At 64.6% G+C, this 26,058-nt stretch carries 30 protein-coding genes and 1 tRNA gene; 15 read left to right on the top strand and 16 right to left on the bottom strand.

The window, feature by feature from the left end:
• Positions 1-78 precede the first annotated feature (78 nt).
• The 5 genes from ACP15R_RS10240 to ACP15R_RS10260 all read left to right on the top strand — a co-directional run bounded on the left by ACP15R_RS10240 (position 79) and on the right by ACP15R_RS10260 (position 3,795).
• Positions 79-1,041 carry an SPOR domain-containing protein gene (locus ACP15R_RS10240; protein WP_424986304.1) on the top strand — a complete coding sequence of 321 codons (963 nt, stop codon included), beginning with the start codon at positions 79-81 and terminating at the stop codon, positions 1,039-1,041.
• Positions 1,038-2,042 carry a beta-N-acetylhexosaminidase gene (gene nagZ, locus ACP15R_RS10245; protein WP_424986305.1) on the top strand — a complete coding sequence of 335 codons (1,005 nt, stop codon included), beginning with the start codon at positions 1,038-1,040 and terminating at the stop codon, positions 2,040-2,042. The genes ACP15R_RS10240 and nagZ overlap by 4 nt, the downstream gene beginning before the upstream one ends.
• The gene (locus ACP15R_RS10250) at positions 2,035-2,826 is read left to right on the top strand and encodes a segregation and condensation protein A (RefSeq protein ID WP_424986306.1); all 792 of its coding nucleotides are present in this window, start codon (positions 2,035-2,037) and stop codon (positions 2,824-2,826) included. The genes nagZ and ACP15R_RS10250 overlap by 8 nt, the downstream gene beginning before the upstream one ends.
• The gene (gene scpB, locus ACP15R_RS10255; protein WP_424986307.1) at positions 2,823-3,491 is read left to right on the top strand and encodes an SMC-Scp complex subunit ScpB; all 669 of its coding nucleotides are present in this window, start codon (positions 2,823-2,825) and stop codon (positions 3,489-3,491) included. The genes ACP15R_RS10250 and scpB overlap by 4 nt, the downstream gene beginning before the upstream one ends.
• A gap of 64 nt (positions 3,492-3,555) precedes the next feature.
• Positions 3,556-3,795, top strand: coding sequence for a hypothetical protein (locus tag ACP15R_RS10260; protein ID WP_424986308.1), 240 nt, complete (start codon positions 3,556-3,558; stop codon positions 3,793-3,795).
• A 25-nt stretch (positions 3,796-3,820) separates the two neighbouring features.
• Here ACP15R_RS10260 and ACP15R_RS10265 read toward each other — a convergent pair whose 3' ends face one another.
• The 8 genes from ACP15R_RS10265 to ACP15R_RS10300 all read right to left on the bottom strand — a co-directional run bounded on the left by ACP15R_RS10265 (position 3,821) and on the right by ACP15R_RS10300 (position 9,391).
• On the bottom strand, positions 3,821-4,894 hold the full coding sequence (locus ACP15R_RS10265; protein WP_424986309.1) for a 2'-deoxycytidine 5'-triphosphate deaminase: 1,074 nt from the start codon (positions 4,892-4,894) through the stop codon (positions 3,821-3,823).
• 40 nt (positions 4,895-4,934) lie between these two features.
• Positions 4,935-5,011, bottom strand: a tRNA-Pro gene (locus tag ACP15R_RS10270).
• A 60-nt stretch (positions 5,012-5,071) separates the two neighbouring features.
• Complete coding sequence (locus ACP15R_RS10275; protein WP_424986310.1) at positions 5,072-5,899, bottom strand: MerR family transcriptional regulator; 828 nt, start codon at positions 5,897-5,899, stop codon at positions 5,072-5,074.
• A 15-nt stretch (positions 5,900-5,914) separates the two neighbouring features.
• A complete protein-coding gene (gene ihfA / locus ACP15R_RS10280; RefSeq protein WP_369956454.1) occupies positions 5,915-6,220 on the bottom strand; it encodes an integration host factor subunit alpha in 306 nt (101 codons plus the stop codon).
• Positions 6,221-6,320: 100 nt separating this feature from the next.
• Positions 6,321-7,292, bottom strand: coding sequence for a beta-ketoacyl-ACP synthase III (locus ACP15R_RS10285; protein ID WP_424986311.1), 972 nt, complete (start codon positions 7,290-7,292; stop codon positions 6,321-6,323).
• The gene (plsX, locus tag ACP15R_RS10290; protein WP_424986312.1) at positions 7,289-8,413 is read right to left on the bottom strand and encodes a phosphate acyltransferase PlsX; all 1,125 of its coding nucleotides are present in this window, start codon (positions 8,411-8,413) and stop codon (positions 7,289-7,291) included. The genes ACP15R_RS10285 and plsX overlap by 4 nt, the downstream gene beginning before the upstream one ends.
• A 20-nt stretch (positions 8,414-8,433) precedes the next feature.
• Complete coding sequence (gene rpmF / locus ACP15R_RS10295; RefSeq protein WP_369956457.1) at positions 8,434-8,640, bottom strand: 50S ribosomal protein L32; 207 nt, start codon at positions 8,638-8,640, stop codon at positions 8,434-8,436.
• Positions 8,641-8,854: 214 nt separating this feature from the next.
• The gene (locus ACP15R_RS10300) at positions 8,855-9,391 is read right to left on the bottom strand and encodes a YceD family protein (protein WP_424986313.1); all 537 of its coding nucleotides are present in this window, start codon (positions 9,389-9,391) and stop codon (positions 8,855-8,857) included.
• Between the two features lie 84 nt (positions 9,392-9,475).
• On the opposite strand from ACP15R_RS10300, the gene ACP15R_RS10305 reads away from it, so the two are divergent.
• The 3 genes from ACP15R_RS10305 (at position 9,476) to ACP15R_RS10315 (ending at position 12,648) form a co-directional block, all read left to right on the top strand.
• Positions 9,476-9,946: an outer membrane protein assembly factor BamE gene (locus ACP15R_RS10305; RefSeq protein ID WP_424986314.1), complete on the top strand. Its 471-nt coding sequence runs from the start codon at positions 9,476-9,478 to the stop codon at positions 9,944-9,946.
• 80 nt (positions 9,947-10,026) lie between these two features.
• Complete coding sequence (locus ACP15R_RS10310) at positions 10,027-10,767, top strand: GNAT family N-acetyltransferase (RefSeq protein ID WP_424986315.1); 741 nt, start codon at positions 10,027-10,029, stop codon at positions 10,765-10,767.
• Between the two features lie 72 nt (positions 10,768-10,839).
• Positions 10,840-12,648, top strand: coding sequence for an ABC-F family ATP-binding cassette domain-containing protein (locus ACP15R_RS10315; protein WP_424986316.1), 1,809 nt, complete (start codon positions 10,840-10,842; stop codon positions 12,646-12,648).
• Here ACP15R_RS10315 and ACP15R_RS10320 read toward each other — a convergent pair.
• Both ACP15R_RS10320 and ACP15R_RS10325 read right to left on the bottom strand, forming a co-directional pair.
• A complete protein-coding gene (locus ACP15R_RS10320) occupies positions 12,645-13,400 on the bottom strand; it encodes an SDR family NAD(P)-dependent oxidoreductase (RefSeq protein ID WP_424986317.1) in 756 nt (251 codons plus the stop codon). The two genes, ACP15R_RS10315 and ACP15R_RS10320, sit on opposite strands and share 4 nt — an antisense overlap.
• Before the next feature lie 64 nt (positions 13,401-13,464).
• Entirely contained in the window at positions 13,465-14,385 is a 921-nt protein-coding gene (locus tag ACP15R_RS10325; protein ID WP_424986318.1) for a GNAT family N-acetyltransferase, read from the bottom strand.
• Positions 14,386-14,431: 46 nt separating this feature from the next.
• Between ACP15R_RS10325 and ACP15R_RS10330 the strand changes: the two genes are divergently transcribed.
• The gene (locus tag ACP15R_RS10330; protein WP_424986319.1) at positions 14,432-14,572 is read left to right on the top strand and encodes a hypothetical protein; all 141 of its coding nucleotides are present in this window, start codon (positions 14,432-14,434) and stop codon (positions 14,570-14,572) included.
• Positions 14,573-14,575: 3 nt separating this feature from the next.
• Here the strand turns inward: ACP15R_RS10330 and tyrS are convergent, their stop codons facing one another.
• Entirely contained in the window at positions 14,576-15,823 is a 1,248-nt protein-coding gene (gene tyrS, locus ACP15R_RS10335) for a tyrosine--tRNA ligase (protein ID WP_424986320.1), read from the bottom strand.
• Positions 15,824-15,886: 63 nt separating this feature from the next.
• Between tyrS and ACP15R_RS10340 the strand changes: the two genes are divergently transcribed.
• Positions 15,887-17,011: an anhydro-N-acetylmuramic acid kinase gene (locus ACP15R_RS10340; protein WP_424986321.1), complete on the top strand. Its 1,125-nt coding sequence runs from the start codon at positions 15,887-15,889 to the stop codon at positions 17,009-17,011.
• Here the strand turns inward: ACP15R_RS10340 and ACP15R_RS10345 are convergent.
• Positions 16,977-17,867: a fatty acid desaturase gene (locus tag ACP15R_RS10345; RefSeq protein ID WP_424986322.1), complete on the bottom strand. Its 891-nt coding sequence runs from the start codon at positions 17,865-17,867 to the stop codon at positions 16,977-16,979. The genes ACP15R_RS10340 and ACP15R_RS10345 overlap by 35 nt on opposite strands.
• 41 nt (positions 17,868-17,908) lie before the next feature.
• The gene (locus tag ACP15R_RS10350; protein WP_424986323.1) at positions 17,909-18,328 is read right to left on the bottom strand and encodes a cupin domain-containing protein; all 420 of its coding nucleotides are present in this window, start codon (positions 18,326-18,328) and stop codon (positions 17,909-17,911) included.
• Positions 18,329-18,374: 46 nt separating this feature from the next.
• Here ACP15R_RS10350 and ACP15R_RS10355 point away from each other — a divergent pair, with 46 nt between their 5' ends.
• On the top strand, positions 18,375-19,793 hold the full coding sequence (locus tag ACP15R_RS10355; RefSeq protein WP_424986324.1) for a protein adenylyltransferase SelO: 1,419 nt from the start codon (positions 18,375-18,377) through the stop codon (positions 19,791-19,793).
• On the opposite strand, the gene ACP15R_RS10360 is transcribed toward ACP15R_RS10355, so the two are convergent.
• Positions 19,790-20,665, bottom strand: coding sequence for a DMT family transporter (locus tag ACP15R_RS10360; RefSeq protein WP_424986325.1), 876 nt, complete (start codon positions 20,663-20,665; stop codon positions 19,790-19,792). The two genes, ACP15R_RS10355 and ACP15R_RS10360, sit on opposite strands and share 4 nt — an antisense overlap.
• Positions 20,666-20,778: 113 nt before the next feature.
• On the opposite strand from ACP15R_RS10360, the gene ACP15R_RS10365 reads away from it, so the two are divergent.
• From ACP15R_RS10365 to ACP15R_RS10375, 3 genes are all read left to right on the top strand, one after another.
• Positions 20,779-21,492 carry an endonuclease/exonuclease/phosphatase family protein gene (locus ACP15R_RS10365; protein WP_424986326.1) on the top strand — a complete coding sequence of 238 codons (714 nt, stop codon included), beginning with the start codon at positions 20,779-20,781 and terminating at the stop codon, positions 21,490-21,492.
• A 115-nt stretch (positions 21,493-21,607) separates the two neighbouring features.
• Positions 21,608-22,450, top strand: a complete 843-nt coding sequence (locus ACP15R_RS10370) for a DUF533 domain-containing protein (RefSeq protein ID WP_424986327.1) — start codon at positions 21,608-21,610, stop codon at positions 22,448-22,450.
• 3 nt (positions 22,451-22,453) lie between these two features.
• Complete coding sequence (locus tag ACP15R_RS10375) at positions 22,454-22,744, top strand: hypothetical protein (RefSeq protein ID WP_424986328.1); 291 nt, start codon at positions 22,454-22,456, stop codon at positions 22,742-22,744.
• A gap of 52 nt (positions 22,745-22,796) precedes the next feature.
• Here the strand turns inward: ACP15R_RS10375 and ACP15R_RS10380 are convergent, their stop codons facing one another.
• On the bottom strand, positions 22,797-24,089 hold the full coding sequence (locus ACP15R_RS10380; RefSeq protein WP_424986329.1) for a DEAD/DEAH box helicase: 1,293 nt from the start codon (positions 24,087-24,089) through the stop codon (positions 22,797-22,799).
• Between the two features lie 403 nt (positions 24,090-24,492).
• On the opposite strand from ACP15R_RS10380, the gene ACP15R_RS10385 reads away from it, so the two are divergent.
• Positions 24,493-24,906, top strand: coding sequence for a Fur family transcriptional regulator (locus ACP15R_RS10385; RefSeq protein ID WP_424986330.1), 414 nt, complete (start codon positions 24,493-24,495; stop codon positions 24,904-24,906).
• Here the strand turns inward: ACP15R_RS10385 and ACP15R_RS10390 are convergent.
• Positions 24,903-25,946, bottom strand: a complete 1,044-nt coding sequence (locus ACP15R_RS10390) for an AbrB family transcriptional regulator (RefSeq protein WP_424986331.1) — start codon at positions 25,944-25,946, stop codon at positions 24,903-24,905. The genes ACP15R_RS10385 and ACP15R_RS10390 overlap by 4 nt on opposite strands.
• Between the last annotated feature and the right edge of the window lie 112 nt (positions 25,947-26,058).

The following is a 26,058-nucleotide window of genomic DNA, read 5'->3' on the forward strand; positions in this document are numbered from 1 at the left end:
GCCCGAAACGCCGGTCCGAGGCAGTAACGAGAACCCATTGCACCGCCAGTCACGGTGCGCACGGGCAGTGAGGCGGACATGGCAGAGATCTATCCCACGTATGACGTGGACGAACAGGAGTCATCCAGCGGACCGGGTGGAGCCCCGCTTGGCGCGGCTCTGAACCTATTGGGCGCGGCGGCATCGCTGGCGTTGATCGCGGGCATCGGTGTGTGGGGCTATCAGCTGGTGATGCGGGACGTCAGCGGCGTTCCGGTGGTGCGGGCGGTCGAGGGGCCGATGCGGGTACAGCCCGAGGATCCGGGTGGGATGCCCGCCGATCACCAGGGGCTGGCGGTGAACGCGGTGGCCGCGCAAGGCACCGCCGAGGCACCGGCGGACCGGCTCATTCTGGCGCCCCGGCCCGTGGACCTGGCGGACGAGGATCAGCCGGCGAAACCCGATGATGACGTGATGGCCGCGACGGCGGGCACGACCGAGCGCGAAGCGGATCCGGGCAGCGTGAGCTCGATGGTGGATCGCCTGCTTGCCGGTGTGTTGTCGGGGGGCGAGGATCAGGCCGAGGCAACCATTGTCAAGGCGGCGGCGCGGGTTGAACAACCTGCCGACCTCGCAACGGCGCAGGCGGCGATCAACGGCGCAGAACCCACGCCAGCCGTGGTGACCGGCCCCGGACCCGCGCGGTCGTTGCGACCGAAGCCGCGTCCGGCAAACGCCACGGCCTCACGCGCGGTGGTGACCCAGGTCGCGGCGAAACCCGGTTTGGATGTCGATCCCGACAGCCTGCCCGTGGGGACCCGTCTCGCCCAGCTGGGCGCATTCGACAGCCCCGACCTGGCGCGACAGGAATGGGACCGGCTGGCCGGGAAATTCGGCGATTACATGGATGGCAAGTCACGCGTCGTGCAACAGGCCAGCAGCGGCGGGCGCACTTTTTACCGGCTGCGCGCCATGGGGTTTGATGACTTGGCAGATGCGCGACGGTTCTGTTCGGCGCTGGTCGCGGAACAGGCGGATTGCATTCCGGTCGTCACCCGATGAATTTTGGTGCCACGATCCTGGACGCGGATGGCCTGCGGCTGAGCGCGGATGAAAAGGCGTTCTTTCGCGACGCGGACCCGTTCGGCTTTATCCTGTTTGCCCGCAACCTGGATACACCGGACCAGATCCGCGCGCTCTGTGGCGATTTCCGCGATGCGGTCGGGCGCGAGGCACCGATTACCATCGATCAGGAGGGGGGGCGTGTACAACGGTTGCGCCCGCCGCTGGCGCGCGACTGGTTGCCGCCGCTGGATCACGTAGCCAATGCGGGTGACGGGGCCGAGCGGGCGATGTACCTGCGTTATCGGCTGATTGCCCATGAGCTGCGCGAGTATGGCATCGACAGCAACTGTGCCCCCATGGTTGATCTGGCCGGGCCGCAGACCCATGACTTTCTCAGGAACCGCTGCTATGGCGAAGAACCCGAACAGGTCGCGCTGCTTGGTCGCGCGGCGGCGGACGGGATGCTGGCGGGCGGGGTTCTGCCGGTTCTCAAACATGTGCCGGGCCATGGCCGGGCCACACAGGACAGCCATTTCGACCTGCCGCATGTCTCGGTAAATGCCGAGGCGCTGGATGACACGGATTTCGCGCCGTTTCGCGCGCTCAATGACCTGCCGATGGGGATGACCGCGCATCTGGTCTATGATGCCATCGATCCGCAACCGGCGACAATTTCACCGCGCATGATCTCGGTGATCCGTGAGCAGATCGGGTTTGACGGGCTGATCATGACCGATGACATTTCGATGAAGGCGCTGACGGGGTCGCTTGGCGACCTGTCGCGCGCGGCCATTGCGGCGGGGTGCGACGTGATCCTGCATTGCAACGGCACGCTGGCGGAACGGGCCGAGGTGGCAGAGGCCGCGGGCCGCATGACCGATGCCGCACAGCGCCGCGCCGAGGCCGCGCTCGAGGCACGCCGGGCGCCTTCCGAACTTGACATTCCGGCCTGCGAGGCCGACCTTCACCGCTTGATGAGCGGAAAGGTCTATGGCTGAGACTCCTCTTCAGGATGATGGCATGTCGGTGGCGGAACGCGTCGCCGCCGAGGCGCTGATCGTCGATGTCGATGGGTTCGAGGGCCCGCTGGACGTGTTGCTGACCCTGTCACGCACACAAAAAGTGGACCTGCGCAAGATCTCGGTCTTGCAGCTGGCCCATCAGTATCTCGCATTTGTGGAAAAGGCCAAGGCCCTGCGGCTGGAACTGGCGGCCGACTATCTGGTCATGGCGGCGTGGCTGGCCTTTCTCAAATCGCGCCTGCTGTTGCCGCCGGACCCGACCGAAGAGGGCCCGTCGGGCGAGGAACTGGCGGCGCATCTGGCGTTTCAACTGGAGCGGCTCCAGGCCATGCGCGATGCCGCCGCGCGGCTGATGGGGCGTGACCGGCTGGGGCGGGATTTCTTTGCACGCGGACAGGCCGAGGATGTCACCCGGATCAAGACGGTGACCTATACCGCGACGCTGCTGGACCTGATGCAGGGCTATGCGCGCATCCGGACCCGGGACGAGTTCCGCCCCTTTGTGATGGATCGCGACTCGGTCTTTACCATGGAACAGGCGCTGGAACGGATGCGCCCGCTGATCGGCTTTGCAGGGACATGGACCGATCTGACCACCTATATGCCGGATGGATGGAGCAATGACCCGGTGCGCCGGCGCTCGGCCACGGCGGCGACTTTTGCCGCCTCTCTCGAACTGGTAAAGGAGGGGCATCTGGAGATCCGCCAGACCGAAACATTCGCCCCGATCCAGCTGCGCAGGAAAGACGACCGCTCGTGACCCAAGAGAGTGACGCACAAGAGACGCCATCCGAGAGCCTGTTTCAGGCACCGCCCATGGGCGAGCAGGAACGCATGGTCGAAGCGGTGCTCTTTGCCAGTGCCGAGCCGGTCAGCGTGCGCGACCTGGAATCGCGGATGCCCCATGGCTGTGACGCTGCCGAGGCTCTGGTGCGGTTGCGCAAGCGCTATGAAGGGCGCGGGGTGCAGGTGCTCAGGGTGGGCGATGCCTGGGCGATCCGTACCGCGCCTGATCTTGGATTTCTGATGCAGAAGGAAACGGTCGAGACCCGCAAGCTCAGCCGGGCGGCCATCGAAACCCTTGCGATCATTGCCTATCACCAACCGGTGACCCGCGCCGAGATCGAAGAGATCCGAGGCGTGTCGGTATCGCGCGGGACGGTGGATCAGCTGCTCGAAATGGAATGGATCCGGTTCGGGCGGCGCAAGATGACTCCGGGGCGGCCGGTGACCTTTGTGGTGACGCCGCAATTTCTCGACCATTTCGGATTGGAGAGCGCGCGGGATCTGCCCGGCCTCAAGGAACTGCGTTCGGCGGGGCTGCTTGAGAACCGCCTGCCGCCCAGTGCGCTGCCAACGGTGGGCGAGAAAGACGATGACGACGAAGATATCGGTGCCGGCCAGCCCGAGCTCTTTGAGGATTAATGCACGTCTGCCCTGAAATTGACGAGATAGGTCCTATATTGGGGGCAGCAGCTAGGGGATCGGTATGAACCTGAACCAGGTGATCAACATGGTTTTGCGCATTCTCATGCGCAAGGCGGTCAACAAGGGCGTCAATGCCGGTATCGATGCCGCATCGAGATATTCACAACGGCGAAACGCGGGCAACCCGGACGCGGATCAGCCGGCACAGACCAATGCCCCGCCGGCCCTGACCAAGCAACAGCGCCGCGCCCGCCGTGCGGCGCGGATGGCCAATCGCGCCTCGCGCATGAACAAAATGTGATGGACCGGCCCGCCGGGGGCAGCGGTCAGGCGCGGAAATGCTTGGACAGCTTGAGCCCCTGGCCCTGATAGTTCGACGCGATTCCCGCGCCGTAAAGCTGGGTCGGCACTTCTGACATCCGTTCATAGACCAGCTTGCCGACGATCTGTCCGTGTTCCAGCACAAACGGCGCCTCGTGGCAGCGCACTTCGAGCACCCCGCGAGACCCGGCCCCGCCAGCCGGCGCATAGCCGAAACCGGGGTCGAAAAAGCCCGCGTAATGCACCCGGAATTCACCGACCATCGCCAGGTATGGGGCCATTTCGGCGGCGCAATGGGGCGGGATCGCAATCGCCTCGCGGCTGACAAGAATATAGAACGCACCGGGATCGAGTATGATCCAACCGGATTCGGTGCGCACGGGCTCCCAGAAGTCGTCGGGCGCATAGTGATTCAGCCGCGCAAGATCGATCACGCCGGTGTGCGGTTTCGCCCGGTAGCCAACCAACGTGCCGCTCTGCGGGCGCAGGTCGACGGAAAAGCCAAGCCCGTCGGAAATGACGGCGTCGCCGGACACGATGGGCGAAGCGGCATGGATTTGGCGCAGCTCGTCATCCGCGATGACCGTCTTGCCGGTGCGAAAGATCACCTGATTCAGCATCTGGCCGGTGCGCGCGATGACCGAGAAACTCTGGGGACAGATCTCGACATAGAGCTGCCCGTGATAGCCGGGTGCGATGCGGTCGAACTCCAGCCCGCGATCGGTGATGATCCGGGTCAAGAGATCAAGCCGGCCGATGGAGGATTTGGCGCTGGCCGCGCCGGACATGTCGCGGGGCAGGGCCAGGCTCTCCATCAGGGGCACGACATAGACACAGCCCTTTTCCAGCACGGCACCGCCGGTCAGGTCGATTTCATGCATGGTGAAATCCGTCATCCGGTCGCGCACGCTGCGTTCGGGGCCGGGCAGGAACGATGCCCGCACGCGATAGGCAACGTCGCCCAGCCGCAGGTCAAGGCTGGCGGGCTGCACCTGTCCGGGCGCAATCGGCGCGGTGGCGGTGATGGCGCCGCTTTCCAGCATGGCGGTAATCTGCTGATTCGGACTGACGCCTGTCATTTCGTTCCCCTTGGCGATCGGGGCAATCGTCGGTGTGATTTGGTCGGGCTAGCAGGACTCGAACCTGCGACCTTCCGTCCCCCAGACGGACGCGCTACCAGGCTGCGCCATAGCCCGACGATGGGCCGTTCATACCGGTTTTCAGACCGGGGGCAAGAGGGAATCACCGGAATTTCCCTAAGCTGCGCCAGACACTTTGCCCAGCCACGCATCCAGCGCCCCGATCAGGGGTCGTGCCGCGGCAACCTGGCTGGCATCCAGCGAGTCACAGGCCGACAAATCGGCCAGAATGCCGGGGGAATAGGGCATGTCGCTTTCTTCCGGCGGATCCGGGGCCTCGACGACAAGCGGCGCGATCTCGGGATCCGGTGTGACAGAATCATCCGGGGGGGCGGTGCTCGATGCCTCTGCGGGTTGAGCGGCGCTGGCTTCGGATTCGGCCTGCTCGGTCATGTCGGGGGCCGCGCGGCGATGGATGAACTCGGGCAGGGGCAGCTCTTCCTGCCCGGTCTCTGCGACCTGCGGCGGCTCGTCCGGCTCTTCGGGCGGGATCTCGGTTTCGGGCGGCGCGACATCATCATCCGCCTGCACGGGGTCCTCGGGCTGTTCCGTGGTCTCGACGGGGGCTGGCCGGGGTTCGGGCTGTTGCGGGGCCGCCGGTTCCGGCGCGGAAATCTCCGCGGGTGGGACCTCCGCATCCGGTGCCCGGGCAATCGTTTCAGCCGTCTCCGTCAGTGAAGGAGACAGGTTGGCCACATAGCTAACACCTTGCTCGCGCAGGACTTTCTGAACGCCCTTGATGGTCAGCCCATCCTCGTAGAGCAGGTGCTTGATCCCGCCGATCAACTGCATGTCAGAGGGCCGGTAATACCGCCGCCCGCCGGCGCGCTTGACCGGTTTCACATGGCTGAACTTGCTTTCCCAAAAGCGCAGGACATGGGCCTGGATACCCAGCCAGTCCGCCACTTCGCTGATCGTGCGAAATGCGTCAGGCGACTTGGTCATTCACCTATCCCCGGATCAGGATTTCTTGTTGCCTGCGGCAACCCGGTCTTTCATCAGATGCGACGGACGAAAGGTCAGAACACGGCGTGGTTGAATCGGAACTTCCTCGCCGGTTTTGGGATTGCGTCCGATCCGGGCCGATTTGTCACGCACGCTGAAGGTGCCGAAAGACGAGATTTTGACCTGTTCGCCGCGAACGAGGGCGTCGGACATGTGCTCGAGCATGCTCTCGACAAGCTGCGCACTTTCGTTTCGTGAAAGGCCGACTTCTCGGAACACAGCTTCACTCAGGTCCATCCGCGTCAGAGTCTTTTCGCCCATAATCACCCCCTAATGTTGGAACGCAGCATAGGACCGAGGCAAATTCGCTGTCAATATCAATGATTTGCAAGTGGCGTCAAAGGCGTGATCGCGCGGGGTCCTACCAGCGCAATACCACGGCGCCCCAGGCCAGACCGCCGCCAATGGCCTCGGTCACGATGACATCGCCGGGTTTGATCTGGCCGCGTTGTTTTCCCACCGACAGGGCGAGGGGAATCGATGCCGCCGAAGTGTTGCCGTGATCCTGCACCGTCACCACGACCTTTTCCATGTCGAGCCCCATCTTGCGCGCGGTGCCCTGGATGATGCGGATATTGGCCTGATGCGGCACGATCCAGTCAACGGCGTCCGATGACAGTCCGGCCTTGTCCAGCGCCGCTTCCGCGGTAGCCGCCAGCTTTTCGACCGCGTGGCGGAACACCTGGTTGCCCTGCATGCGCAAATGCCCGGTGGTCTGGGTCGAAACCCCGCCGTCGACATAGAGCAAATCCTTGAATTGCCCGTCGGAATGCAAATCGGTTGCAAGGATGCCCCTGTCCTGGGTGCTGCCATTGCCATCCTGCGCTTCGAGCACCAGCGCACCCGCGCCGTCGCCAAACAGCACACAGGTGGCCCGGTCGGTCCAGTCCATGATCCGGCTGAAGGTTTCGGCACCAATGACCAGAACCCGCCGCGCCTGGCCCGACACGATCAGCGCGTTTGCCGTGCTCAGCGCATAGACAAAGCCGGCACAGACCGCCTGCACGTCAAAGGCAAAGCCATGCCGCATGCCAAGTTCGGATTGCACCATGGTTGCGGCGGACGGAAAGGTGAGATCGGCGGTCGATGTGGCGACGATGATCGCGTCCACGTCGGCGGCGGTGATCCCGGCATCCTGCAACGCGGCGGTTGCGGCCTTGGTGGCGAGGTTCGAGGTGGTTTCGCCCTCGGCGGCAAAATGCCGGCGTTCGATGCCCGAACGCGAGCGAATCCATTCGTCCGATGTGTCAAGAGTGGCTTCGAACTCGGAGTTCGGGACCACGCGGTCCGGCAGGTAGTGTCCAATTCCAATAGCGACTGCGCGCAAAGTCATGCCTGGCCTTTATCTTCTTGTTGTTCCGCCGTCCCGTCGGTCGGTTCCGATATATCTTGGGCAAGCACAACGGTGGATGCAACCCGGGCGGCCAGTTTTTCCGAGAAACCGGTCTTGGCGAGCTGGAAGGCCAGCTTGACCGCGGCGGAGACCCCGGTTGCATCGGCGCTGCCATGTGATTTGATCACCGTTCCGTTCAGCCCGAGAAACACGCCGCCATTGACGCGCCGGGGGTCGATTCGTTTCTTCAGCCGCCCGAGCGAGGTGATCGCGAGCACCGATGCCAGCCGCGACAGGAGCGAATATTTGAACGCCTCGCGCAACAGCGATGCAATCAGCCGCGCGGTGCCTTCGCCGGTCTTGATCGCGACGTTGCCGGTAAACCCGTCGGTGACGATGACATCGGCGACATCGCCGGGAATGTCGCTGCCTTCGACAAAGCCGACAAAGTCGAAATTCGCCTGATCGGCAAAACGGGAAATCAGCCCGTGCGCGTCCCTGAGCTCGGTGCGGCCCTTGTGTTCCTCGGTGCCGACATTGAGCAGGCCCACGCGTGGCTTGTCGAGTTCAAGGCCGTTGCGTGCGTAGGATGCACCCATCAGGGCATATTGCAAAAGGTCCTGCTCGTCCGCGCGGATATCGGCACCGGCGTCCAGCATCAGGGTAAAGCCATGCCGGTTGAGCGAGGGAAACAGAATCGCGATTGCCGGACGGTTCACGCCCGGCAGCTTGCGAAGCCGGATCACGCTGAGTGCCATCAGCGCGCCGGTGTTGCCACAGGATACCACACCCGCCGCCTCGCCATTGCGCATCGACTCGAGCGCCGACCACATGGAGGTGCCCTTGCCGTTGCGCATCACGTCGCGCGGCTTGTCTTCCATCGTCACGACATCTGCCGTGTCGCGGAATTCGACCCGATCCCTGAGAACGGCGCGCTTGTCCACAAGCGGGCGAAGCTCTGCTTCCGGCCCGTGCAGAATGAACCCGATTTCCGGGTTCTTGTCCGCGGATTTGGCGATGCCGGCAACAACGGCCCCGGGGCCCTTGTCTCCACCCATGGCGTCAACCGAAATGATGATACGGTTGGCGTGTGTCGGGTTCTGGTCGGGCTGGGCCGTCATTCAGGGGTGGCCTGTCCGGTTTACGCGGCGTCTTCGTCCAGATCGATCTCTTCGGTCAGCGCGACGATTTCCTTGTCGTCATAGTGACCGCAGGACGCGCAAACATGGTGCGGGCGCTTGAGCTCGCCGCAGTTCGGGCATTCGTTCGGGTTTGCAGCAACCAGTGCATCGTGCGCACGACGATTGTTGCGGCGCGACTTGGATACTTTGTTCTGTTGGACAGCCATGTCTCAACCTTTGTCTGATAGGGGCCGGCGGACGATCCGTGGCCGTGTTGCATTTCTTGTTTCGCGTATCGTTCTGACCGGCGTGCCGTGCGTTTAGGCCGAGGCCCGTACGATGTCCAACCCTAAATCCGGTGAGCGCGCGAAAATACTGCGATTTTCTGCGGGTGCAAGCAATTTTTCCACATGCCCGGCCGGTTCCCGGTGTCGTCGGCGGCTAGCTATCCTTTTTCAGGGCATCGCGCAACTCTGCAAGCCCGGCAAACGGGCGCGCGTCGTCATCGCTCATGGGCTTGATTCCCTTTTGGGCAAACACCGCGTTGGTCGCTTCGGTCCCCGCCTTGCGTGGGTAGAGCGGCAGCGCCAGCGCCAGCGCCTCGGCCATCACCGCACCGGGATCAATCACGGCGGCGAGCCGTTCGACACTGTCATCCTCGGGCATTTCGACTTCATCGCCGGTCACCTCGGGCAGATCCGCGACATAAAGCCGGCGAACATCCACGTCGATGCGCGTCGTCACCGGTTCGAGCGTGACCACGCAGGGCTGTACCACCGTCGCGCCCAGCGTACCGGTCAATTCCCAGTCGCGCGCTCCCTGTGCGGCGACCTGTCCGGCAAAGCGAAGTTTGCGCAGGCCGCTCAGGCCAAGCTCATCCGCCAGCGCCTTTTGCGCCGCCGGGTCGGGGCGCAACTCAAAGGTGGTGGGCGTGTTCTGGGGCAGGTCGGCGACCCGCAGGGATGTCGTATCGGGCATCGTGCGACTTTCGTTTCTTGAACCATCCGTCCGGTTTCTGTAATCGGGATAAAAGGCGTATCACGCCAAGGCAAGAGGGCAGCCATGTTCGGCAAATCATCGTGTATCAAACCGACATTGCGCGCGGCCGTTCTGGTCGTGGCGGGGCTTGCGGTTGCCGGGTGCACGGCGATCTATCGCGATCATGGCTATGTGCCCACCGAAGAGGACCTTGCCAAGGTGACGGTCGGGGTCGATACGCGCGACACGGTTGCCGAGGCAATCGGCATTCCCTCGGTCTCGGGCGTGTTGAACGAGAGCGGCTATTACTACGTCAGCTCGCGTCTGCGCCATTACGGCGCAAGCGAACCCAGGGTGGTTGAACGGCAGCTGGTCGCAATCAGCTTTACCCAATCCGGCGTGGTCCAGAATATCGAGCGCTATGGTCTCGAAGATGGCCAGGTCATCGTGCTGAACCGGCGCGTGACCGAAGCCAGCGTCGGCAACGCGACATTCCTGCGCCAGCTTCTTGGCAATATCGGCAACTTCAATCCCGGCGCGGTGATCGACGAATAAAGCGGCGGGCCCCGGGGCTTCTGCCTTGATCCTGTGACATTGCGGTCCTACGATTCGCCCGAGTGTCATACGAGTCCGCCATGCTTCAGCAGACCCCGATTCAGGCGCAGGGCCGCTATATCGTTCGCCGGGCCAGTTCACCCGACGACATCGCCGCCGCGCGGGCATTGCGGCAAAGGGGGTTCGGTCTCGCCACTCCGGATGCCGATCCCTATGACGACAGCTGTCTGCATATGTTGATCGAAGAGGCACGCAGCGGGGCGCTGTGCTGTTGTTTTCGCCTCAACCTGATGGCGGCACCGGCCGACCTTGGTCACAGCTATTGCGCGCAATATTATGATTTTGCGAAACTTTTCGAGGAACACGGGCCATTGGTCGAGATGGGGCGGTTTTGTGTCGAACCGGGCTTGCGCGATGCCGATATCCTGCGCATCGCTTGGGGGGCGCTGACGGCCTTTGTCGACGAGGCGGGTGCGCGGATGTTGATCGGCTGTACCTCATTTGCCGGCACCGATCCCGGGCGGTATGGCGACGCCTTTGCCGAATTGGCCGCGCGCCATCTCGCACCCGAGGCCTGGCAGCTTGTCACCATTGCGCCCGCGACCTTCGGCTATGCCGAGAATTGCACTCCGGCGCGGGACGGCAATCGCGCGCTGGCACAAATGCCGCCGCTGTTGCGCAGCTATCTCGCGATGGGCGGGCGGGTCAGCGACCGCGCGGTGATCGACCGGCAGATGAACACGCTGCATGTCTTTACCGGGCTGGACATCGCCGCCATCCCCGAAGGCCGCAAACGGCTGTTGCGGGCGTTGGCGCGCTAAAGCGCAGTGCCGCGAGCCGAAAGTTCCACCACGAGCGTTGACGGTTGGTGCGGGGCGGTTTAGCTGGCGGCCATGGCCCGTATACCCCTGCTTCAACTCTCCGGAATTTCCCTCGGCTTTGGCGGGGATCCGGTCTTTGCAAATCTCGACCTGGTTGTTCAGCCCGGTGACCGTCTGGCGCTTGTCGGGCGCAACGGATCGGGAAAATCCACCTTGATGAAAGTCATGGCCGGCCTTGTCGAACCGGATGGCGGCAGCGTGGTTGTGACGCCGGGATCCTCGGTGGGCTACATGGAGCAGGACCCGGATCTGGCGGGCTTTGCCACGCTGGGCGATTACGCGGCAAGCGGGCTGGAACCCGGCGAGATGTACCGGATCGAGCGGGCGGGCGAGGGGCTGAAATTCAACCCGGATCGTCCGGTCGAGACCGCGTCGGGGGGCGAAAGACGGCGCGCGGCGCTGGCCAAGCTGATGGGCGAAGCGCCCGATCTGATGTTGCTGGACGAACCGACCAACCACCTGGATATCGAGGCGATCCACTGGCTCGAGCGCGAATTGTCGGCGACCCGCGCCGCTTATGTCCTGATCAGTCACGACCGCGCCTTTCTGCGCGCCCTGTCGCGGGCCACGCTGTGGATCGATCGGGGGGCGGTGCGCCGGCAGGACAAGGGGTTCGAGGCGTTCGAGGCGTGGCGTGACACTGTCTGGGAAGAAGAGGACATGCAGCGCCACAAGCTGAACCGGCTGATCAAATCCGAGGCCAGGTGGGCGGTCGAAGGCATCAGCGCACGGCGCAAACGCAACCAGGGGCGGGTGCGCGCACTTCAGGCGTTGCGGGCCGAACGGGCAGGCCAGGTGCGGCGGCAGGGCACGGCCGACCTGGCGCTGGCGTCGGGCGAAAAATCCGGCAAGAAGGTGATCGAGGCCGAGGGCATCGCAAAGTCCTTTGGCGATACCGAGATCATCCGCAATTTCTCGATCACGGTTCAGCGCGGCGACCGCATCGCCTTTGTCGGGCCAAACGGCGCGGGCAAAACGACCCTGCTCAAGATGTTGCTGGGCGAGATCACACCCGATTCGGGGCAGGTCAAACTAGGCACCAATCTTGACATCGCGGTGTTCGACCAGGCCCGTGCACAGCTTGATCCCGATATGACCCTCTGGGACAGCCTGACCGGTGATGCCGAGATGCGGGTGTCCGGACGTGCCGATCAGGTGATGGTGCGCGGGGCGCCGCGCCATGTGGTCGGCTATCTCAAGGATTTCCTGTTCGACGAGGCGCAGGCCCGTGCGCCGGTGCGATCCCTGTCCGGCGGCGAAAAGGCGCGGCTTTTGCTGGCCCGGTTGATGGCCCGTCAAAGCAACCTGTTGGTGATGGACGAGCCGACCAACGATCTTGACGTGGAAACGCTCGACCTGTTGCAGGAATTGCTGGACGACTACGATGGCACCGTGCTTCTGGTGAGCCACGACCGCGATTTTCTTGACCGGGTTGCGACGGCGACCGTTGCAATGGAGGGGCAGGGGCGGGCGACGCTTTATGCCGGCGGGTGGAGCGATTATGTTTCACAGCGCAAGGTCCCGGTGTCCGAACCCGCCAGCAGCAAGCCGAAACCCGCCAAGCCCAAGAGCGAAAAGCCCTCCGCGCCCAAATCCGGTCTCTCGTTTACCGAGAAACACCGTCTGGAGGCATTGCCCGACGAAATCGCCCGGTTGGAGGCAGAGATCGCCAAGCTCGAAGGGCTCATGGCCGACCCGGAGCTTTACACCCGCGAGCCGGCCAAGTTTCAGAAGGCAACCGAGGCTCTGGTGGCGCGGCAGGCCAAGCTTGCCGCCGCCGAGGAAGAGTGGCTGACCCTCGAGGAAAAGGCGGGAAACTAGCGCATCCGCAACGCGCCGTCGATGCGGATCACCTCGCCGTTGAGATATCCCGCCTCGACGATAAAACCCGCCAATTGCCCGTATTCCGACGGATCGCCCAGCCGCGCCGGGTTGGGCACATCAGCAGCCAGTTGTTGCTGTACCTCTTCGGGCAACCCGGCGAGCATCGGCGTCATGAAAATACCCGGCGCGATGGTCATGACCCGGATGCCGCTGCTGGCCAGGTCCCGCGCCATCGGCAGCGTCAGCCCGACAACCCCACCCTTGGACGCGGAATAGGCGGCCTGTCCCTTTTGCCCGTCAAAGGCCGCGATCGAAGCCGTGTTGATGATGACCCCGCGCGCGCCATCGGGTTCCGGATCGTTCCGGGCGATTTCGACAGCGGCAAGCCGGGCGACGTTGAACGTGCCGGCAAGGTTGATGTCCAGCGTGCGCCTGAACGCGTCCAGCGGGTGCGGCCCGTCCTTGCCCACGGTCTTGATGCCAAAGGCGATTCCCGCGCAGTTGATGCAGGCGGTGATCCTTCCCATCCTGGTCTTTGCAAGGGCAATCGCGGCGGCGACCGAGTCTTCGTCCGTCACGTCGGTCTCGGCAAAATGCCCGCCGATTTCCGTGGCGACGGTTGGTCCGCGCGCGGTATCGCGGTCCAGGATGGTGACCTGCGCACCCTGATCGGCGAAATGGCGGGCGGTGGCCTCGCCAAGACCGGATGCGCCGCCGGTGATGATTGCGGCCGTGCTCGACAGTTTCATGGACATCTCCCCCTAATTTGAACGTATGTTCAGTTAATCGCGGGCGAGGCGTGATGTCCAGCACTCAGCGCGGCACCGGCTGCATCCGGCGGCGATCACAGGCCGCGAGCCATCCCAGCGACCGGCCAAGCGGCGGCCACCAGAGCCATGTTCCGCCGAGCGGACGGGGGGCTGCGCCGCTGCCCAACTTGAACCGGGCGAGACCGGCGGCGTGCTGCGTGTCGATCTGACCAAGGTCCAGCCGCGCGACCCCCTGTTCGGCAAACCAGCACGCCGCCCGCCACAGGATCAGCGCATGTGCCGAAACCGCGCGCCCGGCGGGGGTGCTGTGCCCGATATGATAGGTGGCGGCGCGGCCATGGCGCAGGAACAGCATCGCGGCCACTTCTTCGCGCCCGTCCTTTGCCGTGAATAGCACCGTTTGGCCGGGGTTTTCCCGCGCATAAGCCAGGGTCAGTGCCTCGGGCCAGTTGCGAAACCCGCGCCGGTGCTGCAACGTCCGATCCGCCGTGAACAGCCAATGCTCCGCCGATGGGGCACCCGTATCCACCACGAGTTTCAAGCGTTTGTTGGCCTCGGCACGGGTTAGCCGGTTGCGCCATTTCTGGTGCAGGCGGGCGCGACGGTCGTGCTTTGCCTGTGTCAGGTCGATCTCGGCCACCCATGCGGGGGTCATCACCGGGACCGCTCCCAACCGCGCGAGCTGGGTTGCACAGGGGGCATCGGGCGACAGGATGAGCGGCGTGCGCGCGAGCCCGGAATCCGCGAGCCAATCGCGGGTCATGCCCCGCATCAACACGGGCTCTGCCCGCGCCAACATGGCCACGGGAAGGCGACCGCCAAGACGCTGGCGCAGGATCACTGCCGGAACCGGATGGTGCAGCAGCAATGGATCCTGACCGCAGGCGCGCAGGGCGGCGGCGAAATTCGGATGTTGCTGCAAGGGGCGGGGGCGGGCGCCCTGTGACGGAGCGTTGTCAAACATGGGCTGCATTAACCCGGCATAAACCTAATGCCGGGTTAATGCCTGGATGCGCAAGCCACCAGATACCGTACAGGGCGTCACATGCCCCTCCACGCGCCCGACACGGGCGGCGGCGCTGCTCTTGGCCAGCATCCTGTCGGTGCCGGTCTTCGCGGTGCTCAGCCTCGTGGACTGGCTGCTGCTCTGACGATCACTCTGCCAACTGGACCAGCGCGTGACGTTTCTTGCCGGCGCTGAGCTTGACCGGATTCGTCAGCGCCGCAGCATCCAGCATGAGCCCGGCATCGGTCAGCGGCGCATCATCGAGCCGCGCACCGTTCTCGGCGATCAGGCGCTTGGCGTCCTTGCCGGATTTCGCCAGCCCCGCGCGCATGATGGCCTGAACGACCGAGATCGGCAGATCGTCCTGCGTCAGGATCAGCGTTGGCAGGTCGTCGCCAACGCCGCCTCTTTCAAAGACTTCGCGCGCCGTGGCTTCGGCGGCCCGGGCGGCGTCGGCCCCGTGGCACAGGGCGGTGACCTCGTTGGCCAGCCGGATCTTGGCTTCGTTGATCTCGGACCCGGCCAGGGCCCCCAGCCGCTCGCATTCATCGACCGCAAGCTCGGTATAGAGCTTGAGGAACCGCCCGACATCGGCGTCGGTGGTGTTGCGCCAGAATTGCCAGAACTCGTAGGGCGACAGCATATCGGCATTCAGCCAGATCGCGCCCCCCTGGCTCTTGCCCATCTTGCGCCCATCGCTGGTGGTCAGCAGCGGCGAGGTCAGCCCGTAGATCTCGTGATCCAGCACCCTGCGGGTCAGGTCGATGCCGTTGACGATATTGCCCCATTGATCGCTGCCGCCCATCTGCAACAGACAGCCATAGCGCCGGTTGAGCTCAAGGAAGTCATAGGCTTGCAGGATCATGTAGTTGAATTCGAGAAACGACAGCGATTGCTCGCGATCCAGCCGCGATTTCACCGATTCAAATGACAGCATCCGGTTGACCGAGAAATGCCGCCCGATATCGCGCAGGAAGTCGAGATAGTTCAGCCCATCCAGCCATTCCGCATTGTTCAGCATCAGGGCATCGGTCGGTCCGTCGCCATAGGTCAGGTACTTGGCAAAGACTTGTTTCATGCCGGCGATGTTCTCGTCGATCTGTTCGGGGCCGAGCAGCGGGCGTTCATCCGAACGGAACGACGGATCGCCCACCTTGGTGGTGCCGCCGCCCATGAGCGTGATCGGCTTGTGGCCGGTCTTTTGCAGCCAGCGCAGCATCATGATGTTCAGCAGATGCCCCACGTGCAACGACTTGGCCGTGGCATCATACCCGATATAGGTCGGAACCACCCCCGCGATCATGGCGTCGTCAAGGCCCTGATAATCGGTGCAGTCGGCGAGAAAGCCGCGCTCGATCATCGTGGCGATGAAATCCGATTTGGGATGGTAGGTCATGTCTTGCCTCGGGTTGATGTTGCGGGGCAGTGTATAGGCGGCAGTTGAGCAAAGGAAAAGGCCATGCATAAGGCCAACATCGCAACAGGCACGGTACGGGCCCTCGGGCTGATGTCGGGCACCTCTCTGGATGGCGTGGACGCGGCGGTGATCGAGACTGACGGCCATGGCGTGAGCGCCTTTGGACCCGGCCGGTACAGACCCTATTCCAGCGAGGAACAAGCCGTTCTGCGCGCCGCCTTGGGGCGTTGGGAGGGGGCCGAGGTCGTGGCCGCCGCGCGCATTGTCGAGGCGGCGCATCGCGAGGTGATCGCGGGGTTCGAGCCGGTCGACATCATCGGGTTTCACGGCCAGACGCTGGCGCATGACCCGCGTGGGCGTGGAACGTTGCAGGCCGGGGATGGCGCGGCATTGGGCGATGTTCTGGGCGTTCCCGTGGTCTGGGATTTTCGCAGCGACGATGTGGCGCAGGGCGGAGAAGGGGCTCCGCTCGCGCCGTTTTATCATTTCGCCTGTGCCCGCAAGATCGCTGCGCGCGCCCCGGTCGGGTTTCTCAACCTGGGTGGCGTCGGCAACCTGACCTATGTGGACCCGGCATTCGGACGGCCCGATGAGGCGGGCGCGTTGCTGGCCTTTGACACCGGCCCGGCAAACGCGCCGATCAATGACCTGATGCAGGCTCGTCTGGGCGTGGCGATGGACCGTGACGGCGAATTGGCGGGGCGCGGGGCGGTCGATGAGGAGGTAATTGATCGTCTTCTTTCCTCATCTTATTTCTCAAGAGTTCCGCCGAAATCATTGGACAGAAACGATTTTGGTGACTTAACGGATCTGGTGCGTGATCTCGCTGATGCCGATGCGGTTGCGACACTGACGGCGATTTGTGTCGCCGCGGTCGCGCGCGGGGTACAGCATTGCCCGCGCGCGCCAGGGCGGCTGCTGGTGACGGGCGGGGGCCGGTTGAACCCGGTCGTGATGTCGATGCTGCGCGATCGGCTGGATTACCCGGTTGATCCGGTCGAAGCGGTGGGGCTTGATGGCGACATGCTCGAAGCGCAGGCCTTTGCCTATCTGGCGGTGCGGGTGGCGCGGGGATTGCCGACATCGTGCCCGGCAACCACCGGGGTGCGCCATCCGGTCTGTGGCGGCCGGGTCAGCGATCCAGGGTTCGCAAATATGCCTGGGTAAACTCGGTATAGCCATCCGAGGTCGCGCGCAGATGCGCCCGCGTGAACCAGTGCAGCGCCGGGAGTTGATGAAACGGAACCGCCGGAAAACTGTGATGTTCCGCATGATATGGCATGTTCCACGCCAGGAACCGCACCAGCCGGTTGGTGAAGGTGGTGCGCGAGTTTTCCAGCATGTCGGCCACTGGCGGGCACATCCCGTGTTCTGCCAGCAGGTAGAGCCGCAGGGCGGGCTGGCCAATCAGCAACGGGATGATCCACAGCCAGAGCAGCAGGGTGGTTTGCGTCAGGCTGAGCGCGGCAAACAGGTAGAGCGCGAGGATGATCCGGGCTTCGCGCCGCATGGTCTTGTGCCGGCGGGGCGGCAGGTAGGGCGCGTCGAGGCGGCCTAGGGCATTGGCCCAGAGCGTGCGCGCCATGCCCGACCAATAGCCCCAGCCGCTGAGATAGATCAACCACGCACGCCGGGTGCCCGGCCGCGGGCCATGGGCCAGTTCCGGATCGCGCAGCGGGTCATTGGTGAACTTGTGGTGCGCCAGGTGGAAATAGCGGAACCAGACAAAGGGCAGGGCAATGAGCGGGGCGATCAGGTGACCGACGATTTCGTTCAGCCATCGTGAACGAAACGGCGTCTGGTGCGTGCATTCATGGCTGAGCGTGAAAAGAAACACCAGCATGAGCCCCTGCGGCAGCAGCAACAGTGGCCAGAACGGAACGCGCAGCGCCAGGCCCGTCGTGCAGAGCGCCAGCACCCCCAGATACAGCAGCAGGTGACGCAGCCCGGCGGTGTCTGATCGTCGGGTCAGGGCGGCCTTGTCCTCGGCGCTCAGCCGTCTGAGCAATGCGGTATGGGTCATGTTCCGATCCTGCCGTGTTGCGCCCGGGCTGGCGAGCCGGGTCAGGCGCGGGGAATGTCGAAATCCGGCGGCGCGAGCGTGAAGCCGTCAAATTGGAAGCCGGGGCAGACCGTGCAACTGACCAGGGTATACGCGCCGCTGCTGCGCGCCGATTGCCAGTGATGCGCTGGCACGATGCATTGCGGCGCACCCGTGGTGAGATCAGGTGTCAGCACGTGATCCCGCGCGGGTCCCCCGGCATCCGGGCTGATCGACAGGAGCAGCGGCGCGCCCGCATGAAACAGCCAGATCTCGGTGGCATCGACCTTGTGCCAGTGGCTGCGCTCGCCTTGTTGCAACAGGAAATAGATGCAGGTGCCCACGGGCCGGCCCGGAGTCGGCGCAGCCCATGTTTCGCGATACCAGCCGCCCTCGGGATGCGGGGCGAGGCCCAGTTGGGTGATGATCTCGTCAGCGGTCATGCGCGTGGTCTCTGGCAATCGTGTCGCGGGTTGTTATGTATGAGACATGACCCTGAGCATCCCGTTTGACAACAGCTATGCGCGCCTGCCGCCCGCATTCTTTTCCGCGCAACCGCCAAGCCCGGTGGCGGCGCCAAAGCTGATCGCGTTCAATGCCGATCTTGCCCGCTTGATGGGAATCGATCCGGGCGAGACCGGGGACATGGCGCAGGTCTTTGCCGGCAACCGCTTGCCCGAGGGCGCGACGCCGATCTCTCAGCTCTATTCCGGCCACCAGTTCGGCCAGTACAATCCCCAGCTTGGCGATGGGCGGGCGGTGCTGTTGGGCGAAACCGTGGGTACCGACGGGATGCGGCGCGACATCCAGCTCAAGGGATCGGGGCGCACCGCCTATTCCCGTGGCGGTGACGGGCGGGCCTGGCTTGGTCCGGTGTTGCGCGAATACGTGGTCAGCGAAGCCATGCACGCGCTTGGCGTGCCCACGACCAGGGCGCTGGCTGCTGTCGAAACCGGCGAGCCGGTCTATCGCGAAGGGGCGATGCCCGGAGCGGTCCTGACGCGCGTGGCAGGGAGCCATCTGCGGGTCGGCACCTTTCAGATCTTTGCCGCTCGCGGCGACATCAACAGCCTGAAACGCCTGACCGACTATGCCATCACGCGCCATTATCCCGATGCCAAGGGGCCGATGGGGCTCTTGACGGCGGTGCGGGATGCGCAGGCCCGGCTGATCGCGCGCTGGATGGGTGTCGGGTTCATCCATGGGGTGATGAACACCGACAATTCATCGATCTCGGGGGAAACCATCGATTACGGCCCCTGCGCCTTTATGGATGTCTATGATTCCGCCACGGTTTTCAGCTCGATCGACCGCATGGGGCGCTATGCCTATTCCAACCAGCCGGATATCGCGGTCTGGAACCTCGCCCAGCTGGCCACCGCGCTGATCCAGCAATATGACGACCGCGAGGCCATGGTCGAAGAAGCTACCCAGATCGTCCACGCCATGCCCGATTTGATTCGCCAGAACTGGCTTGCGGGGTTCGGTGCCAAGATCGGCCTTGCCAACGCGCGCGCAGAGGATGCCGGGCTGATCACCGACCTGCTGCTGCGGATGGCCGAGAACCAGGCCGATTTCACCAATACCTTCCGGGCCCTGGCGGGCAAGGGTGCGCGCGATCAGTTCACCGATCCCGCCGCGTTCGACAGCTGGCAGACGGGATGGCAGGACAGGTTGCGTTCCGAACCGGACCCGCAGGCAGTGATGCGCCGCGCCAACCCGGCCTTCATTCCGCGCAATCACCGGATCGAACAGATGATCGCGGCGGCGGTCGAGGGGGATTATGCGCCGTTCCATCGCTTGAACACGGTTCTGGCGCGGCCCTATGATGACCAACCGGACGCCGCCGACCTGGCGCGCGCGCCGAGGCCAGAGGAAGTGGTGCCCGCGACCTTTTGTGGAACCTAGCGGCGGTTGATCAGCGTGATGCCGAGCGCCACCAGGGCCAGCGCACCCCAGATCTGTGGCCCGATGGTTTCACCAAGGATCAACCAGCCGAAGAGCACCGCCAGCACCGGCGACAGGAACGAAAACGACGCGACGCTGTTGGCTTGGTAGATGGTCATCAGCCAGAACCACATGAGATAGCCCAGCCCGACAACGACAAAGGCCTGAAACGCCAACCCGGCGTAGTGAATGGCCCGTGGCTCGCGGATCAGGGGGCCAAACAGCGGCGCAAGCGCCAGCAACACCACGGCGGACACGGCCACCTGGCAGAGCAGCTGCGCTTCCGGGCGCATCCGTTGCATCGGCGTCACCCGAACCATCAGCGCAATCGCCGCCCAGCCTAGTGCCGCCCCAAGTGCGAGCAGGTCGCCGGCAAGGCTCGCCGCGCCGCTGCTGCGGTCGGCGACGGCCAGGGCCACGCCGCCAAGCGCGAGCGCAAGGCCCGCCATGCGGATCGTGGTGAGACGTTCGCCAGGCAGCAGGAAATGCCCGCCAAGCGCCACCCAAACCGGCATGGAATAGAACAGGATCGAGGCGCGCGACACGCTGGTCAGATCAAGGGCGGTGTATATACATATGAATTCGAAAGAAAAAACCAACGCGGACAAGAGCCCCCAGAACAGGGTTCCCGATGGCGGGGGTATCTTATGCCCGCGCACCCGCATCCAGATCAACAGGAACAGCGTGGCCCCGACCGAACGCAAACCCGCCTGAAATACCGGGCCAAACCCGCCGCCGGTAACCTTGATGACCACCTGGTTGAACGCGAGTATCGCCGCAAAGCCGACAAGGGCCGCCGCGCCGAACCCGTCCATGCCGCGCTTTTGATCCATGGGCCCAAAGAACGGGCGGTTTCTTCACATGTCAAGCATCCTTCGCGGCGCGGGCTTGCGGTTTGTGGCGACAACCCGCAAGACAGGGGGGCAAGCCAGCTGCCCGGACCCGCATGACACCAGAGATTTCCGACCCCGCCCAATTGAGATTGGCGAGCTACAACATCCAGAAATGCGTGGGGCTCGACCTGCGCCGGCAACCCCGACGCATTCTGCAGGTGCTGGAGGGGCTGGGGGCCGAGATCGTGGTGCTGCAAGAGGCAGACAAGCGTTTGCCGCCCCGGCCCGCCGCCCTGCCGCATTTCGTGCTGAACGAAGCGGGGTGGCAGGTTGCCGACCTGGGCGGGGCGGGGTCGCTGGGGTGGCATGGCAACGCGATCATCTGGCGGGGCAATCGGATCAGGCTTGCGGCGATGGGGCAGATCTCCCTGCCGGGTCTGGAGCCGCGCGGCGCGGTGCGGGCCGAGTTTGAAACGCCGTTGGGGCCGCTTCGGGTGATGGGGGTGCATCTGGGGTTGATCGGCCAGTATCGCCGCCGGCAGGTTCAGCATCTCGCCGCCGTCACCGGCGAACTGGACGTGATGCCGACGGTCTGGGCGGGCGATTTCAACGAATGGTCACGCCTGCCGGTTCTCGATCAATACGCGCCGAACATGCGCTTTCTGCCGCCACGCCCGAGCTTTCCGTCACCGCGCCCGGTGGGGCCGCTGGACAGGATCGCGCTCGGACCGGGGCTGGTTGCCGCCCGGCATGGGGTGCATGATGCGCGACCGGCGCATATCGCGTCGGATCACCTGCCGATCTGGGTGGATCTGGCCGCCGAGTGACGCGCCCACGCGCCCGAGGCGGAAAATTGTGAATATTTCCCCTTCACAGGGCGTAAACTTGTGTCACGGTAAGAGCCGTAGTTTTGGCAATTTGAATCAACTGGGAGAGACCGACATGAGTCTGATGGGAACACTGGCAAAGCTGGCAATCGGGTACGCGGCGGCGCGGGGCGTTGACAAGATGTCGGGTGGCGGTGGCATCGGCGCGCTGTTCGGAGGAGCCCAAATCGCGCCGGATGATGCACAGGCCGACCAGGCTCCGGGCATGGGCAACATGCAGGACATGATGGCCCAGATGGGGGGCGGTGCCGGAATGGGCGGCGTTCAGGACATGATCGCCCAGATGACCAAGGGCGGCGGCATGGGGAACATGCAGGAGATGATCGCGAACATGGCGTCACAGGCCGGGTTCGATCTGTCGGCGCTGACCGGCGGTGCGCCCGCGTCGGGCGAACCGAAGGGCGGGCTGCTCTCAAGCACGCCGGAAAGCGGGCCGGGGCTCGCCGGGGTTCTCGCGGCCCTGGGCGGTGCTGCCGCGATGAGCGGACAGGGCGCGGGCGCGATGATCGACCAGTTCAAGACCTCGCAGACCGTGCCGCAGGCCGAGGAGGCGGCGGGCCTGATGCTGCGGGCGATGATCCAGGCGGCCAAGGCGGATGGCGAGATCGACCCGGACGAGCAGGCCAAGATTATGGAAACCGTGGGGGCGGATGCGGATGCCGAGGATATCAGCTTTGTACGCACCCAGCTTGCCGCGCCGATCGACGTGGAAGGGCTGGCGGCCGACACGCCCGCTCCGCTCAAGGCGCAGGTCTATTCCATGTCGCTGATGTCGATCCGGCTGGATCGTCAATCCGAGGCCGAATATCTCGACAGCCTCGCGCGTGCGCTTGGCCTGAACCAGCAGGCGGTGAACGCGCTGCACCTGCAAATGGGAGTTCAGCCGCTCTATTCCTGACCCGTGGCCCTGGTTGTCACGCGGACCAAGGACGCGGTCGGGTTTGCCCGGTTCCGCGGCCTGTTTGACGGGGTGGACGGCGATGGGCCGGGTCTCGACAAGGAATCGGCCCGCGACTTGCTCGACCGGCCAGCCAGGGGCGGGACAAGGCGCGTCAGCTGGTCCGTGATGCGCAGACCTTCAGAGGCCACGCGCGCCGGCGCGGGATGGGGGCAAGGCGGCGCGGAAACGCGGCTTGCCGAGCAATCCCGGCACCGGAGGCGATTGTTCTCGACCGGCTGGTGCGCGGGCTAGGTGGCCGACGCCCTGAGCGACCGGGGGGCTGCCCCGGTCGGCAGGCCGCGTGTCAGGCGGCGGATTTCTGACCGCTGCTCTTGCGGCGGTTGGGCCGACGACGCCGGCGCTGGCCGGTTCCGGGTTTGGCTTCGGCATCGCCACCGCCCTGGCGGCGCGGACCGCCCCGGCCACCACCACCGCCACGATTGGGCTTGCGCTCTTCCTCGATCGGTTCCCACGGGCGGCCCGAGGCCACGGGGATGGTGATGCCCATGGTTTTCTGGATGGCCTTGAATTCGCCCATCTCGTCAGGGGCGCAAAAGGCAACGGCCGAGCCGTCCTTGCCGGCCCGTGCGGTGCGGCCGATGCGGTGCACGTAATTGTCGGGCACATTGGGCAGGTCATAATTATAGACATGCTTCACGTCGGGAATATCCAGCCCGCGCGCCGCCACGTCGGTTGCAACCAGCACCTTGATGTCGCCGGCCTTGAACGCGGCGATGGCGCGGTCGCGCTGGCCCTGGCTTTTGTTGCCGTGGATCGATGCCGTGGCAAAGCCCCGCTTGTCGAGCAGTTTCATCAGCTTTTCCGAGCCGTGCTTGGTGCGTCCGAACACCAGCGCGCGTTCGTCCTCGTGCTTGGCCAGCAGTTCGATAAGCAGGTTGGCCTTTTCCGCCTTGGCGATGAAATGCACCTCTTGTGTCACCTTGTCGGCGGCCTTGCCCGGCGGGGTCACTTCCACGCGGATCGGGCGATCGAGATAGCTTTGCGCGATTTCGTTCATCTGCTTGGACATGGTGGCCGAGAACAGCATGGTCTGCCGTTCCTTGGGCAGCATCGCCGCGATCTTGCGCAATGCGTGGATGAAACCCATGTCCAGCATCTGGTCGGCTTCATCCAGCACCAGGAAACGGCAGGTCTCAAGCTTGAGCGCGCGCCGGTCCATCAGGTCGAGCAACCGCCCCGGGGTCGCCACCAGCAGGTCGGTGCCCCGCTCAAGCCGCGACATCTGGGCGTTGATCGACTGGCCACCGACCACCACCCCGACCTTGAGCGGGGTGTTCTCGCACATGGCCCGCAGGTTCTGGGCGATCTGCCCGGCCAGTTCGCGGGTCGGCGCAAGCACGAGGCCGCGCACGGTGTATTTCTCGGGTTTCTTGCCGAATTCCAGCATCCGTGTCACCAGCGGCAGGCCAAAGGCCGCCGTCTTTCCGGTGCCGGTCTGCGCCAGCCCCATCACGTCGCGCCCGTTCAATGCGTGCGGGATCGCCTGTTTCTGGATCGGGGTCGGTTCGTTGATGCCCATATCGGCAAGGCGTGCCACCAGCTTGGCGGGCAGGCCCATCATGTCAAAATCGCTCAATTCATATCCTTTCGGACCCGCAGGATGCAGGCCGTTTGCCTGGCCGTCCTTGCGGCCAGATGGGGAGCGCCGACCCTCTTGGCCCGACGGCAGCATGCCGCAAACGGACTGGTCCGGCGCGTTTGGCCCCACGCGTGATCTTGGGAACACGGTATCGCTATCTTGCATTCGGGCCGTATCCCGGCCGGGCGGTTATGGTCCGCTCTCGATCTTTCCTGCTCACGCGGCAGAAGATAGCGCTTGCAGGGCACATGGGCATTTCCGCGCCCTCTGTCAACCCGCAAGGCTGTCGCAGGGGCGGGACGGCGGCGCATCCCGGCGCGTAAACCGGTGCGGCTTGCCCTTTTCCTGTCCTCCGGGATGTTCTAAACCCGCCGCGACGCCCGCGCCGAGAAGGACAGACATGACAGACACGATCATTGCCCGTTGCGAAGCCAAGGGCCTGCGCATGACCGGACAGCGGCGGACCATCGCGCAGGTGTTGCAGGACAGCACGGATCACCCGGATGTCGAAGAACTCTATGCGCGGGCCAGCGCGCTGGATGCGGGGATTTCCATTGCCACGGTTTACCGGACGGTCAAGCTGTTCGAAGAGGCGGGTATTCTTGACCGGCTCGAATTCGGCGATGGGCGCGCGCGCTACGAAGATGCCGAGCGGGATCATCATGATCACCTGATCGACATGAATTCGGGCGATGTGATCGAATTTGTCGATCCCGAGATCGAAGCCTTGCAGGAAAAGATCGCGGCCAAGCTGGGGTATGAGCTGCGGGGCCACAAGCTCGAACTCTACGGGGTGCCGATCCGCAAGGGTTAGGCGGGCGCGCGCCGTCCGAGCAGCAGCGGGATCAGCACGATCAGGATCAGCAGCCGCGCCACGTGACAGGCGGCGACGAAACCGGGGCTGGCGGCCATTGTCGCGCCAAGGGCGATCATGGTTTCAAGGCCGCCGGGCGCAAAGGCGGCCAACACATGCGCGGTGGGCATCCCAAGCGCCACCGCAACCGGGATGGCGGCCAGCGTCGTCACCGTGACCGACACCAGCGTTGTGCCCAACCCCGCGAGCAGCGAACCCAGGAAAGCCCGGCGCGACATGCCCGAGAACCGGGTTCCGATCATCGTGCCCAGGACCAGGAAGGCCGGCGCAAGCAGAAATTCCGGCACCGCGCCCGACGTCTGTTCGGTGACATGTCCGAGGGCGGATACCACCATCGCCGCCAGCAGCAACGGCGCGGGAAAACGCAACCGTCTGAAGACGATTCCCAGGACGATGGCCGCAATCACCAGTCCGGCAAGCGGGCCGATGGTGAGCGGTGCATCGCCCGACAGGACAAGGTCGCTGAATTCGTATCCCATCGCCACGGCGATGAATGGCACCGAGATGGTCAGGAACAACAGCCGGATCGATTGCACCACGGTGATCCGGGCCACGTCGATCCCGAGATCGGTTGCAAGGCCCAGGACAAAGCTCAGGTGGCCAGGCGCGGCGGCGAGCGTCGCGCTGCGCCTGTCAAAGCCAAAACCCCGACAGAGCAACGCGCGGCACAACAGCATCGTCACCAGCAGCGCCACCGCCAATACGACAAAGGCGAGGGGCCAACGCATCAGCGCGCCGCCGGTGCCGGGATCGAAACCGGCCCCGATCGCGATGCCCAGCACGATGAAACAACTGTCGCGCACCGGCGGTGCAATGGCGAGCCTGAGCCCTGACAGGCTTGCCAGGCTGGAGGCCAGCGCCGGCCCGAGCAGCACCCAGGCGGGAAGCGACACCGCATAGGCAATCGCGGCACCGCTCATCCCGACGAGAAGGGTGAGCAGCGTGGTTCCGGCTTGGGTCAGGGGCAGGGTGGCAGGCATATGGGCCTGCCTAGCAGCCCGCCGGACCCGCCACAATCCTGCGCCGGTTTTGCAAGTCTGCCATGCGCCCTGTGCAACCCGACCTTGCGCAAGCGGCCAATTTCGGACACAG

It is taken from the genome of Microbulbifer sp. S227A (assembly GCF_049800935.1).